A 12,420-nucleotide genomic window follows, 5' to 3' on the forward strand; every position below is an offset into this window, starting at 1 on the left:
GAGTCGCCATGAGCGCGCTGCATTCCGCTTCAGCCCCTGTCCCCGACGCCGTCGCCGATACGGCCGCGGCGCCGCGCAAGCGCCATCCTCTCACGTGGGTGCCGACGCTGTACCTGGCCCAGGGCCTGCCGTTCTACGCGGTGGCGCTGGTGGCCGGCCAGATGCTCAAGAGTATGGGCGTGCCGAACGAGCAGATCGCGCGCTGGACCGGCCTCTTGGGCCTGGCCTGGGCCTTCAAGGCGCTGTGGAGCCCGTTCCTGGAACTGGCGCCCAGCCGGCGCATGGCGGTGGTGGCGTGCCAGGTCATCGGCGGCGCCTGCCTGGCGCTGGTGGCATTGGCGCTGCAGCTGCCGCTGTGGTTCGCCTTGACGATGGCCTTGTTGGCGCTGGTGGCGCTGGCCTCCAGCACGCACGACATCGTCGCCGACGGCATCTATATCGCCAGCCTGGATGCACGCGAACAGGCCGCCTACGCCGGCTGGCAGGGCGCGTTCTTCAATGCCGCCAAGTTCCTGTCGCTGGGAGGCTTGCTGATCCTGGCCGGCGAACTGGAACGGCGCCTGGGCGTGACCTCGGCCTGGACGGTCGTGTTCGTGCTGCTGGGCGGCCTGATGGCGCTGCTCGGCCTGTACCACGTGCGCGCGCTGCCGGCCACGCCGCGCATGGCGGCGCAGGCCGGGCAGAGCGTGCGCGCGATCGGCGCTACTTTAGTGGACGTGATCCGCACCTTCTTCGCGCGTCCCGGCATCTGGGCCGCGATCCTGTTCATCATTCTGTTCCGCGCCGGAGAGGGACAAATCCAGTCGATCGGCCCGCTGTTCCTGCGCGACGCGCGCGATGTGGGCGGACTTGGATTGACAACGTCGGAGGTGGGCTGGGTGTACGGCACGGTCGGCACCGGCGCCTTCCTGGCGGGCAGCATCGCCGGGGGCTACTTTACTGCCTGGCTGAGCCTCAAGCGCGCGATGCCGTTTTTGATCGTGGCGATGAACCTGCCGAACGCCGTGTTCTGGTATCTGAGTGAAGCCCAGCCCGAGTCGCTGCCCTTGATCGCCGGCGCGCTCGGCATCGAGATGTTCGGCTACGGCTTCGGCTTCGTCGGCGTGATCCTGTTCATCATGCAGGTGCTGGCCAGCGGCCGCTACCAGGCCGCGCACTACGCGCTCGGCACCGGCTTCATGCAGCTGGGCTTCGTGCTGTTTCGCACCATCAGCGGCGACATCCAGGCCGCGCTGGGCTACCGCGATTTCTTCGTGTGGGTGCTGGCCGCGAGCGTCCCGGTGCTGGTGCTGAGCCGCTTCATGCGCATCGGAAGCGTTACCCCTACCGCTTCTTGACCGGCAGCGCCAGCCAGCCGCGCCAGCCGCCGCCGTCGCCAGCCGCGGCGCGCTCCACGCGCTGGATATGCGGCCGCGTGCTGTCCAGCCGCCACACCGACTGCCGTTCGAGCCAGTCTTCGTACATGGCGCGAAAGCGCGGCCATTCGCCGCAAAAATCGAGGCAGGCGTAGCTGCCGGCCGGCAGCAGGCGCAAACCGAGCGCCGGATCGTCCAGTACCTCGCTGGCGGCGCCGAAGTCGTAGCAGTATTCGCGCTCGCCGGTAAAGCCCGGGTCTTCGTCGAACACGCCGTACCAGGGCATGCTTGATGCCTGCGCATGGGCGTTGATGAAACCATTGCAGGCCTGTGCCAGCGCCGCCCCCGACTGGCCGAAGAAGCGCTGGTAGCGCAGGCGCACGGCGGGCAGGCTGCGCACGGCGACGCGCGCGGCGATGCTGCCCGGCTCCGGCGCGCGGTAGGGCGCCTGCAGCGCCGCCAGGTTGTTCGGTTCCGCCACGAAGAAACTGACATCGCTCTCGCGCCCGACCTGGGCATCCATATAGGCGCGCCAGCCGCCTTCGCGCCACGACTTGGCCGACATCGCGAACTGCTGGCGGAAGGCCTTGGCAAAGGCCGCGTTGGAGGGGAAGCCGCAATCCTGGGCGATGCGCCCGACCGCCACGTCGGGTTCATGGCGCAGCAGGTGGGCGGCGCGGCGCAGGCGGCGCTTTCTCTGGTATTCGACGGCCGAGAAGCCGGTCAGCTCGCGGAAGATGCGGTCGAAGTGGTAGCTCGAATAGCTGGCCGATGCCGCCAGGCTTTGCAGTGCCAGCGGATCGCCGACCGAGTCGAGCATCAGGTCCATCACCTCGTACAGGCGCGATATGCGTACCAGGCGCGATGGCCGCGGTGCCAGGCGGGAAGGGGATAGCGCGGACAGGACTGGATCGGAACCGGTTTGCATCGCATGGCGTCTTTACGGGGTTACATCGATTATGCGTCGAAACTCGGTATTTGTGACCGTTTTGTAGCGTAAATGACAAGCGCCGCCCCCGGTGTGTCGTTTGCTCCGGGGCGGCGCGGCATCTGGCTGCCCCGGCGCATGTCGCGGAGGGACGCCGTTCTCAGGTTGCCAGCGCGCGCAGCGCCAGGCCGGTGAGGTAGGCGCCGTAGGTGCCGAGCGCATAGCCGAGCACCGCCAGCAGCACCCCGACCGGGGCCAGCGCCGGATGGAAGGCGCTGGCGATCACCGGGGCCGAGGCGGCGCCACCGATATTGGCCTGCGAGCCGACCGCCATGAAGAACAGCGGCGCGCGGATCAGCTTGGCCACCAGCAGCATCAGGCCGCCATGCACCGCGATCCAGATCAGGCCCAGCAGGAACAGCCACGGGCGGTCGAGCAGGGCGTTCAGGTCCATGTGCATGCCGATGGTTGCCACTAGCACGTATAGCATGGCCGAACCGATCGTCGAGGCGCCCGCGCCTTCCAGGCTGCGCGCCCGCGTAAAGCTCAGCAGCAGGCCGAAGGTGGTGGCGTACACCACCACCCAGAAAAAGTTCGAGGTCAGGCTGTAGTCCTGCAGGCGCCACTCGGCCGGCAGGCTGGCGATCCAGGCCACGGTCGGCCCGGTCAGCGCATGCGACAGGCCGGTCACGCCCAGGCCCACCGCCAGGATCACCATCACGTCGGTCAAGGTCGGGATGCGCGAGTGCTCGGCCTGGTAGTGCTCGATGCGCTGCTTGAGCGCGTTGATGGCAGTCAGGTCGGCGCCGGTCCAGCGGTCGAAGGCCTGGGCGCGGCTGGCCAGGAACAGCAGCACCGCCATCCAGACGTTGGCGACCAGCACGTCGACCGCGACGAACTGGCCGAACAGGGTGGCTTCGACCTCGAACACTTCCTTCATCGCGGCCTGGTTGGCGCCACCGCCGATCCAGGAACCGGCCACCGTGGTCATGCCGCGCCAGGTCTCGCCCTCGACCGTCTCGGGATGGATCACGCCCATGGCCAGGAACGAGACCACGCCGCCCAGCATCACGCCCAGGGTACCGGTAAGGAACATGATCACGGCCTTGGGACCGAGGCGCAGCACGGCGCCGAAGTCGATCGCCACGCACAGCAGCACCAGGGCGCTCGGCAGCAGGTAGTCGCGCGCCACCGGATATAGCGACGAAGCGTTGCCGTCGATCACGCCGAGCGTATTGAGCAGGGCCGGAATCAGATAGCACAGCAGCAGCGCCGGCACGTAGGTATAGAACGTTTTCCAGAAGCCGGAACGCCGGGAAGCGCTCCAGAAGACGGCGCCGAGGATGACGGCCAGCAGGCCGAGCACGACGGCGTCATTGGTGACCAGCGGGGAAGCGTTTTGCATCGTGGGTCCAGGTGCGAACAGCAGGAACTGCCGGGAGAGCGGCCATCGCGGCCGGACCGGGCGATTCTACATTTCTATCCTCAAAAATAATGTCTTTACAGCAAGGTCGATGGCTTCCGGCCGCGCTGCTAGAATGGTTTGCTCATCCATCCGGAGCCGCGCCCATGGACGACACCCCGCCCGCCAGCCACCCGCAGCGCCCCGATCCGGCGGCGCGCGCCATCGCCCACGTGGCGGCGCTCAGCAGCGGCGCGCCGCTGGACCGCTCGCTGGCGCTGACCCTGCATTTCCATCCCGACCGCCTGGTCGGTGGCCAGCCGTTGCTGCAGGCGCTGCTGCGGGAGGGCGTGTACCGCTCGCAGTTCGAGACCGGCACCAGCAACGGCGGCCTGAGCGCCTTCGAGGGCGGGGCGCGCTGGCTGTGGGAAAGCCGCATCTTCGGCGGCGCCTACGATAGCGCCCCGCCCGGACAGCGCCCCAAATACGGCGCGCTCAATTACCGGCGCCGCGCCGCCGGCGGTTCGCCGCGTTTCGGCTCGGCCCACCTGCGCCTGCGGCCGGACGTCGCGGCGCGCTGCACGTTCTGCTATCCCGACAGCGTGTTCGAGCCGGAGCACTTCGGCGTGGCCGCACGCATCGACCTGGTGGCGCGCGCGCTGGCCGACGACAAGGACCCGCTCGACGACTACATCGAGGCGCACATCCACGGAACATTGCGGCTCGACGCCGACATCGAGGCGCTGGTGCTCGACCCCTGCTATCGCGGCGGCGCGCTGGAAGCGTGGGCGCGGCGCTATCCGTGCGTGCTCGAGTGGCACCCCGGATTCCGGCTCGACGTCGCCACGCTGCGGCGCCATCCCGACTACCGCGGTGGGCATATCGTCGAACTGGGCGCGGTCATCGCACACGGCGGCGTGCTTGATCCCGCCTGCATCGGCAGGGCGGCTGCAGAAGGGCGGCACGATGCGCAGGAGCTGAAGAAGGTGTGGCATTGTCTGGCGCGCTTCGGCGACTTGTCGTGACAGCAGGCTGTCGCCGGTTTGTCACGCTAACGACGCGCGTCGCCACGGAGATCCATGTTCAAATGATCTGAACCCTTACTTCAGGAGTCCAGCATGAGCGATGCAATCAAGGCCGGCGACAAGGTAGAGTGGAAGTCGTCGCAGGGAACGGTGAGCGGCAAGGTCAAGAAAAAGCTGACGTCGCCGACCGACATCAAGGGCCACCACGTGGCGGCGTCGAAGGATAACCCGGAATACCTGGTGGCCAGCGACAAGACCGGCGCCGAGGCCGCGCACAAGGGCACGGCGCTGAAGAAGAAATCTTGAGACCTTAAGACCTTAAGACCTTAAGACCTTAGTCCTTAAGACCCGCTTCATCTTCGCCGGCCACACTCGGGAGCCGTTGGCAGCGTGCCGGCGCTGCGCCATACTGGCGGCCACTGTTCACCTCCCGAGTCCTGTTCATGCGCATCCTGCTGGTCGAAGACGATACCTCTCTTGGCGACACCATCCAGTCCTGGCTGCGCCTGGACGACCATGCGGTGGACTGGGTGCGGCGCGGCGACTCGGCGCAGACGGCATTGATGACGCACCGCTACGACTGCGTGCTGCTCGACCGCGGCCTGCCGGGACTCTCGGGCGACGCCTTGCTGGCCGAACTGCGCAAGTCCGGCAACCGGGTGCCGGTCATCCTGATCACCGCCTTCAATGCGCTGTCGGACCGGGTCGAAGGCCTGGACATGGGCGCCGACGACTACCTGGTGAAACCGTTCGAGCTGGAAGAGATGTCGGCGCGCATCCGCGCCGCCGTGCGGCGCGGCGCCGACCAAGTGAGCAATGCGCTAACCCACGGCACCATCGCCCTGAATCTCGACACCAAGACCGCGGCGCTGGACGGCCAGCCGGTGGCACTGACCGCGCGCGAGTACAACGTTTTATACGCGCTGATGCTGCGCAAGAACGGCATCGTCACCCGCGCCCAGATCGAAGAAACGCTGTACGGCTGGGGCGACGAAGTCGAGAGCAATGCGATCGAGGTCTACATCCACAACCTGCGCAAGAAGTTCGGGAGCGACAGCATCGTCACCGTACGCGGACTGGGCTACCGGCTGAAGAACGATGGTGAGTGAGACCGTAAAAAAACCATGGTCGCTGCGGCGGCGCCTGCTGGCGGCAATCATGGCCGCCAGTACCGCGCTATGGCTGGTCAGCCTTGGCATCGTCACCCTGATCGCCTGGAACGAGACCAACGACGTGTTCGACGACGCGCTGGAAGAATCGGGCTACATGATCATGGCCGCCACCACCGACTGGAACGAGCGTGGCCTGCTGCAGGAACGCGGCAACGACGGCGCGCATGGCCGCAAGGTCGACATGCAGTACCAGATCGTGGCCGCCGGGCGCGTGATCCAGCGCACCGGCGATGCGCCGGCGCGGCCCTTCGTCTCCAACTTCTCCGGCGACGACGACCACGGTTTCGCCGAAGCACTGGTGAGCGACAAGCGCTGGCGCGTGTTCGTGGTGCGCGATGCGGCGCGCGACGTCGAGGTCCAGGTCGGGCAGCGCACCAAGCAGCGCTACGACATCCTGGAAGAACTGGCCGAGGCGCTGTGGCTGCCGGTGCTGGGCGTGCTGCTCCTGCTGGCGCTGGTGTGCTGGCTGATCACGGGACGCATCCTCAAGCCCTTGCGCCAGACCGCCGCCAGCATCGCGGCCAAGACCCCCGACGACCTGGCCCAGGTGGCACTGAGCGGCCAGCCGCGCGAAGTGCTGCCGATCGTGGCCGCGTTCAACGGCGTGCTGGGACGGCTGGAAGGCGCGCTCCAGGCCGAGCGCCGCTTCACCGCCGACGCCGCGCACGAGCTGCGCACACCGCTGGCCGGCCTGCACATGCACGTGCAGTTGCTGAAGCGCCAGCATCCCGATCTGGCCGCACCGTTCCATAAACTGCGCACCGACATCGCGCGCATGACGGCGCTGGTCGACAGCCTGTTGACGCTGGCGCGCCTCGATCCGCTGGCGCGCGAACAGCTGGTGCGCCAGCCGCTGGCGCTGCGGCCTTTGCTGGAGCGGCTGCTGGCCGACCACGCCGCGCCGGCCGCGCAGCGCGGCATCGCGCTGTCGCTACAGTGCGAACTCGAAACCGTGCAGGCCGACCCGCAGCTGCTGGCGATCGTGCTGCGCAACCTGATCGACAACGCGCTGCGCTACTGCCCGGATGGCAGCCGCATCGAGATCGATGCGCGCATGATCGGAGAGCACGGGCGCATCGCGGTGCGCGACGACGGTCCAGGCGTCGACGAGGCCAGCCGCCAGCGTTTGACCGAGCGCTTCTTCCGCGTCCTCGGTTCGGCGCAGCCGGGCAGCGGGCTGGGGCTGTCGATCGTCAAGCGCATCGCCGACCTGCATGGCATCGGGCTGTCGTTCGGGCCGGGACTGGGTGGCCGTGGACTGGGCGTGATGCTCGACCTGCCGGGATAGGTTCTTAAGATCGGATTAATGTCCGAACGGTGTAATGCGTCCATGCCTGCTGCAGTACGGCGGGCGCACCGACCCATTACGACAAAGGACCGATCATGAAACGCATCATCAAGCTCTCCGCCATTGCCACGCTGCTCGCCGGTTCGGCCTTCGCAATCGCCCAGAACGGCACCGCACCTGCGGCTGCACCAACTGCCGCACCTGCTGCTACGGCCACCGCCACCGCACCGGCCGCCAAGTCCGGCTACACCGGCCCGTCCGGCGCCCCGCTGATGAGCGTGAAGGACCTGCTGGCCAAGGGCAAGGACGACCAGTACGTGCGCCTGAAAGGCAAGCTGACCAGCCACAAGGGCGACGAGGACTACGAGTTCACCGATGCCAGCGGCAAGATCACGGTTGAGATCGACAGCGACCGCTTCCCGCAGGGCGTCACGGTCGACCACAACACGACCGTCGAATTGACCGGCGAATTCGACAAGGAGATGTTCGGCGAATCGACCCTGGACGTGGAACAGATCAAGGTCGTCGGCAGCTGAAAGCGCCGGGCGTGCCGGTGGCACGCATTGGACGGTGTCTGCGATCGGTCATAATGCGGAGTTGACCGACTACGCATGCATCAGACCGATGAAATTGACTCCAGGCGACATCACACGCGGCTGCGGTAGTACCAACTGCGAGCGCGGCGCCGACTACGTCCGCAAGGGCAATGTGCTCGCCGTGTCCGTGCAGGACGATACCGTGAGCGGCGAGGTGGCCGGCAGCGGCCGCGAAGTCTATCGCCAGTCGATCCGGCTGGTGGCCGCTCCCGGAGGATTGGCGATCCGGGGCAGTTGTACCTGTCCGGTCTCGTACAACTGCAAGCACGTGGCGGCGGTGCTGATGATCGTCCAGGAGCGCTTGTCCGAGCCGGCGCCGCGCGCCGCCATGCCATCGCGCAGCGAGCACTGGCTGCAGCAGGCAGCGGCGGTCCAGGCGCTGGTGCAGGCCGGTTCGAAGCAGCGCACATCGACCACTCCTGCCCAGCGCCTGGTGTTCGTCCTGACCCCGCATCCGGACGACAATTCCCTGCGCCTGCACGCATGCAAGGCGCGCCTGCGCAAGGATGGCAGCATCGGCGGCGCCAACCGGCAGGATGACACTTACCGCCTGCTGGCCGCGCCGCCTTCGTGGCTCGACCCCGACGACGAGCCGCTGGTGCGCCTGTTCGCCGCACTCGCTGCCGGCGAGCGCTACCCCGGCGAAGCACCGCCGGCCGGTCCGATCGCCACCCAGCTGCTGGAGCGCGCCTGCGCCGAGGGGCGCCTGTTCCTGGCCGGCAGCAGCAACGACATCAAACGCGGCGACCTGTATCCGATCGTTCCCGGGCCACGGCGCCAGGCCACGCTGGCCTGGCATGCGGCCGGCCCGGTCTTCGGCGAGGATACCGGCGCGGTGAAGCTGTCCTGGCGCGCCGACGACGGCGGCGCGATCGACTTCGTCCTGCCGACCGAACCGGTCAGCTATGTCGATGCCTGCGAATTCGGCGAACTGGTTTTGCCCGAGGAATATGCGGCGACGCCTCCCGCCGCACTGATCAAGCTGGTCGCACAGGCGCCTCAGCTGGAGGTGCACGAACGCGCAGGCGTGGCGGCGCGCCTGGCCGAGCTGGGCCTGAACGGTATGCTGCCTGCGCCGCAGGTCTTGCCGGTGCAACAGCGCAAGGGCGTGCCGACGCCGTATCTGCACCTGGAGAGCGAAGAAGACTATGGCTTCGGCGCGCAGGAGTGGCGCGACTATGCCCTGCTGTTCTTCGACTACGACGGCCTCTCGACCGAGGACGTCCACGACCCGGTGCTGCGCCGGGTGGTCGACGGCGTGGTCGAAGTGATCGAGCGCGACCTGCAGGCCGAACGCGCCGCGGCCGAACTGCTCGGCGAGCTGGGTTTCGATCCTTCCGACGACTCGCTGTTCGGGGATGGGGCGGACCTGCTGGAGCTGGACAGCCCGGAAGACTGGATCGACTTCATGCGGCGCGACCTGCCGCGCCTGCGCGCCGCCGGCTGGCAGGTCGAGATCGGCGCCGACTTCCGCTTCGATGCGGCCGAACCGGACGGATGGTATGCCGAGCTGGACGAGGAAGGCGAGGGCGCCGGCGCCTGGTTCGCGCTCGAACTGGGGATCCTGGTCGGCGGCCGCCGCCACGCCTTGCTGCCGGTGCTGCTCGAGATGATCCGGCGCGCCCCGCGCCAGTTCGATGCCGCCAGCCTGGCGGCGCGCGACGACGCCGAGGAAATGCTGGTCGAGCTGCCGGACGCGACGCGCGTGATCCTGCCGTGGGGGCGCATCAAGCCGATCCTGTCCACGCTGGGCGAGCTGTATTTCGGCGAGCGTAGCGGCACGGCGCTGCGTTTGCCGGTGGCCGATGCCGCCCGCCTGGCGCAGCTGGAAGCGGCGGCGCAGCTGCAGTGGATGGGGGGCGAACGCCTGCGCGAGCTGGGCCGCAAGCTGAGCCAGTTCGACGGCATCCGCCCGGCGCCGCTGCCGTCCGGCCTGCAGGCCGCGCTGCGTCCCTACCAGCATGCCGGCCTGTCCTGGCTGCAGTTCCTGCGCGAATACGGTTTCGGCGGCATCCTGGCCGACGACATGGGCCTGGGCAAGACGGTCCAGACGCTGGCGCACATCCTGCTCGAGAAGGAAGCAGGGCGGCTGGACGCGCCGGCGCTGGTGGTCGCGCCCACCAGCCTGATGCCGAACTGGCAGGCCGAAGCGGCGCGCTTCGCGCCCGGCCTGCGCGTGCTGCTATTGCACGGCAAGGAGCGCACGGCGCTGTTCGACGGAATCGGCGAAGCCGACCTGGTGCTGACCACCTACGCCTTGCTCGGGCGCGACGAGGAAGCGCTGCGCCGGCACCGCTACCATCTGCTGATCCTGGACGAAGCCCAGTACATCAAGAACAGCCGCACCAAGGCCTCGCAGACAGCGCGCCTGCTCGACGCCCGCCATCGCCTGTGCCTGACCGGCACGCCGGTGCAGAACCACCTGGGCGAACTGTGGTCGCAGTTCCATTTCCTGATGCCGGGCCTGTTGGGCGAGGAAAAGACCTTCAACGCCCACTTCCGCAAGCCGATCGAGAACGGTGCCGACCATGCGCGGCGCGAGCTCCTGATGCGGCGCCTGAAACCGTTCATGCTCCGCCGCACCAAGGACAAGGTGGCGACCGAGTTGCCGCCCAAGACCGAGATCGTGCTGCCGGTCGAACTGGGCGGCGCCCAGCGCGACCTGTACGAGACCGTGCGCGTGGCGATGGACCGCAAGGTGCGCGCCGAGATCGACCGCAAGGGCGCGGCGCGCAGCCATATCGTGATCCTCGACGCCCTGCTCAAGCTGCGCCAGGTGTGCTGCCATCCGCGCCTGCTGGACGCGGACAGCGGCGCCGGCTCGGCCAAGCTCGATACCTTGCTCGAACTGCTCGACACCTTGCGCAGCGAAGGACGCAAGGTGCTGGTGTTCTCGCAGTTCACCAGCATGCTGGCCCTGATCGAAGAACAATTGCGCGAGCGCGGCATCGGTTATGCCCTGCTCACCGGCGACACGCTCGACCGCGCGGCGCCGGTGCAGGCGTTCCAGTCGGGGCAGGTCAGCGTGTTCCTGATCAGCCTGAAGGCCGGCGGGGTGGGACTGAACCTGACCGCGGCCGACACCGTCATTCATTACGATCCGTGGTGGAATCCGGCCAGCGAAAACCAGGCCACCGACCGCGCCTGGCGCATCGGGCAGGAGCAGCCGGTGTTCGTCTACAAGCTGATCGCACGTGGCACGCTGGAAGAAACGATTCAGGAGTTGCAGCGTAGAAAAGGCGAACTGGCAAATGCCATGTTGCAGGAAGAGGGTGAACTGGCGCCGGCCATCAGCGCTGACGAGTTGCAGGCGATTTTCAGCGGCGCTGCGGCAGGGTGATATCGAGAAGACAATATTTATCTTGCGTGCACTGGCTAACGGAAACTCCCTCAATGTCGAGGCAAGATAGAGCCATCAACTAGTGCATCGAAAGGAAAATATCATGGGTAAGTATTTCATCGGTTGGCTCCTGGGTATCCCGGCTGTTGTGTTGGTCATCCTGTACTTCATCTTCGGCTGAGCGGCAGGTGCCGCGCAAACGATAACGCCACCTTCGCGGTGGCGTTTTTATTTGCGGCGCCGGCAATGCCGGAAGGCGGCGGCATGAAGCCGCCGCCCTGATGCTTACTGCGACTTGTCTTGCTGTGCGTTGATCTGCTCGCGCAACTGCTGGGTCGGGACGTGGGTGTAGTCCTTGTTGATCTCGTGCTTGATCAGCTGTTGAACCTGCGTATCCAGGTTCTTGCGCAGCGTGCCCAGGAATTCCGGCGAAGCGGAAATGATCAGCTGGCCGAAGCGGTTTTCGCCATGGGCCTGCTTCAGGTAGTTCGAAATATCCTTGGCAAATTTCTCTGCCTCGTGCTCGGATGGCGTCTGGGCCGGCTGGTACTGGTTGTTCGGTGCACCGGCCTTGCCATTGTGCTGGCCGGCGACGCCTTGCGTGCCGCCGATGTTGTGGCCGGTATTGGCGGCCGAGGTCGGGCTCATTTTGTCGGTGACCAGGTCGAGCTCGCGCAGGTGCGCCGCTGGACTGACCATGTCCTCGACTTCCTGCAACGGTTGCGATGGATCGGACTCGGAAAAGATGCGTGCTCGGCCTGCGTTGGCCACCATGATCCAGGTTGTTTGCATGCTGCCTCCTGTCAGAAATTGATTTCGTAAATGGTCGGGAAGGACACTGTCTTTCGCGACCGCGATAAGCCTGCCATCGCCGGCAAGACGTTCGTCGGCATGCATGAGCAGCACCCGACACAGGCCATGCTCATCCATGCCGTCCGATGCTCCGCATGGCGACATGTTGATGATTCAGTATAGCCCCGGTTCACAAACCCCGGCGCACCGCCGCCGTCGCGTGTGCGCCGGCCTTGCTGCGACCGGATGCCTTCAAAGGCTTATGGACGCGTGCACTGCGGCAGCGCGGCGCGCGTCGCCAGCAGCGATGCACTGTCGTCTTGCAACGCGCTGTTGTCAGTGAACTTGCAGCCGTACTGCGGATCGGCCACCACTGCCGGCGTCAATACGTCGTCGCCTTCCGGCTTCACGCCGTGCTGCTCCGTTCCTCCAAACTTACGCAAAGCTAAACGTCGCTAACCATCCTTAACCGACGCTAGCTTGCTGTTGGATTCCTGCTTCGCAGGGGCCGGTTTCGCCCTG

At 66.9% G+C, this 12,420-nt stretch carries 11 protein-coding genes; 7 read left to right on the plus strand and 4 right to left on the minus strand.

The features are described 5' to 3' along the window. The first annotated feature begins 8 nt into the window (after nucleotides 1-8). Nucleotides 9-1,337, plus strand: a complete 1,329-nt coding sequence (locus RTQ83_RS07005) for an MFS transporter (protein WP_312512574.1) — start codon at nucleotides 9-11, stop codon at nucleotides 1,335-1,337. On the opposite strand, the gene RTQ83_RS07010 is transcribed toward RTQ83_RS07005, so the two are convergent. Both RTQ83_RS07010 and RTQ83_RS07015 read right to left on the minus strand, forming a co-directional pair. Beyond that, the gene (locus RTQ83_RS07010) at nucleotides 1,324-2,283 is read right to left on the minus strand and encodes a helix-turn-helix domain-containing protein (protein ID WP_312512577.1); all 960 of its coding nucleotides are present in this window, start codon (nucleotides 2,281-2,283) and stop codon (nucleotides 1,324-1,326) included. The two genes, RTQ83_RS07005 and RTQ83_RS07010, sit on opposite strands and share 14 nt — an antisense overlap. Nucleotides 2,284-2,443: 160 nt before the next feature. Next, complete coding sequence (locus tag RTQ83_RS07015; protein WP_312512581.1) at nucleotides 2,444-3,688, minus strand: DUF819 family protein; 1,245 nt, start codon at nucleotides 3,686-3,688, stop codon at nucleotides 2,444-2,446. A gap of 164 nt (nucleotides 3,689-3,852) precedes the next feature. On the opposite strand from RTQ83_RS07015, the gene RTQ83_RS07020 reads away from it, so the two are divergent. From RTQ83_RS07020 to RTQ83_RS07045, 6 genes are all read left to right on the plus strand, one after another. Continuing rightward, nucleotides 3,853-4,710 (plus strand): DUF3626 domain-containing protein, encoded by an 858-nt coding sequence (locus RTQ83_RS07020; RefSeq protein ID WP_312512584.1) that lies wholly within the window; start codon nucleotides 3,853-3,855, stop codon nucleotides 4,708-4,710. A 93-nt stretch (nucleotides 4,711-4,803) separates the two neighbouring features. Beyond that, entirely contained in the window at nucleotides 4,804-5,016 is a 213-nt protein-coding gene (locus RTQ83_RS07025) for a DUF2945 domain-containing protein (RefSeq protein ID WP_312512587.1), read from the plus strand. A 137-nt stretch (nucleotides 5,017-5,153) separates the two neighbouring features. Further along, nucleotides 5,154-5,819 carry a response regulator transcription factor gene (locus RTQ83_RS07030; RefSeq protein WP_312512589.1) on the plus strand — a complete coding sequence of 222 codons (666 nt, stop codon included), beginning with the start codon at nucleotides 5,154-5,156 and terminating at the stop codon, nucleotides 5,817-5,819. 49 nt (nucleotides 5,820-5,868) lie between these two features. Further along, nucleotides 5,869-7,170 carry a sensor histidine kinase gene (locus tag RTQ83_RS07035; protein ID WP_312512592.1) on the plus strand — a complete coding sequence of 434 codons (1,302 nt, stop codon included), beginning with the start codon at nucleotides 5,869-5,871 and terminating at the stop codon, nucleotides 7,168-7,170. A gap of 95 nt (nucleotides 7,171-7,265) precedes the next feature. Then, nucleotides 7,266-7,706, plus strand: a complete 441-nt coding sequence (locus tag RTQ83_RS07040; protein WP_312512594.1) for a NirD/YgiW/YdeI family stress tolerance protein — start codon at nucleotides 7,266-7,268, stop codon at nucleotides 7,704-7,706. Between the two features lie 88 nt (nucleotides 7,707-7,794). After that, on the plus strand, nucleotides 7,795-11,106 hold the full coding sequence (locus RTQ83_RS07045; protein WP_312512596.1) for a DEAD/DEAH box helicase: 3,312 nt from the start codon (nucleotides 7,795-7,797) through the stop codon (nucleotides 11,104-11,106). 285 nt (nucleotides 11,107-11,391) lie between these two features. Here the strand turns inward: RTQ83_RS07045 and RTQ83_RS07050 are convergent, their stop codons facing one another. Continuing rightward, a complete protein-coding gene (locus tag RTQ83_RS07050) occupies nucleotides 11,392-11,898 on the minus strand; it encodes a host attachment protein (RefSeq protein WP_312512598.1) in 507 nt (168 codons plus the stop codon). Between the two features lie 260 nt (nucleotides 11,899-12,158). Continuing rightward, on the minus strand, nucleotides 12,159-12,308 hold the full coding sequence (locus tag RTQ83_RS07055) for a hypothetical protein (RefSeq protein WP_312512601.1): 150 nt from the start codon (nucleotides 12,306-12,308) through the stop codon (nucleotides 12,159-12,161). Nucleotides 12,309-12,420: the final 112 nt, after the last annotated feature.

The sequence above is a fragment of the Massilia sp. genome, assembly GCF_031995545.1.
In the GTDB taxonomy this organism is placed as follows: domain Bacteria; phylum Pseudomonadota; class Gammaproteobacteria; order Burkholderiales; family Burkholderiaceae_D; genus Telluria.

What these genes read in the sequence shown, in the direction of transcription:
- RTQ83_RS07025 (WP_312512587.1), top strand. Translation starts at nt 4,804, where the DNA reads ATGAGCGATGCAATCAAGGCCGGCGACAAGGTAGAGTGGAAGTCGTCG.
- RTQ83_RS07040 (WP_312512594.1), top strand. Translation starts at nt 7,266, where the DNA reads ATGAAACGCATCATCAAGCTCTCCGCCATTGCCACGCTGCTCGCCGGT.
- RTQ83_RS07020 (WP_312512584.1), top strand. Translation starts at nt 3,853, where the DNA reads ATGGACGACACCCCGCCCGCCAGCCACCCGCAGCGCCCCGATCCGGCG.
- RTQ83_RS07045 (WP_312512596.1), top strand. Translation starts at nt 7,795, where the DNA reads ATGAAATTGACTCCAGGCGACATCACACGCGGCTGCGGTAGTACCAAC.
- RTQ83_RS07030 (WP_312512589.1), top strand. Translation starts at nt 5,154, where the DNA reads ATGCGCATCCTGCTGGTCGAAGACGATACCTCTCTTGGCGACACCATC.
- RTQ83_RS07015 (WP_312512581.1), bottom strand. Translation starts at nt 3,688, where the DNA reads ATGCAAAACGCTTCCCCGCTGGTCACCAATGACGCCGTCGTGCTCGGC.
- RTQ83_RS07010 (WP_312512577.1), bottom strand. Translation starts at nt 2,283, where the DNA reads ATGCAAACCGGTTCCGATCCAGTCCTGTCCGCGCTATCCCCTTCCCGC.
- RTQ83_RS07050 (WP_312512598.1), bottom strand. Translation starts at nt 11,898, where the DNA reads ATGCAAACAACCTGGATCATGGTGGCCAACGCAGGCCGAGCACGCATC.
- RTQ83_RS07035 (WP_312512592.1), top strand. Translation starts at nt 5,869, where the DNA reads ATGGCCGCCAGTACCGCGCTATGGCTGGTCAGCCTTGGCATCGTCACC.
- RTQ83_RS07005 (WP_312512574.1), top strand. Translation starts at nt 9, where the DNA reads ATGAGCGCGCTGCATTCCGCTTCAGCCCCTGTCCCCGACGCCGTCGCC.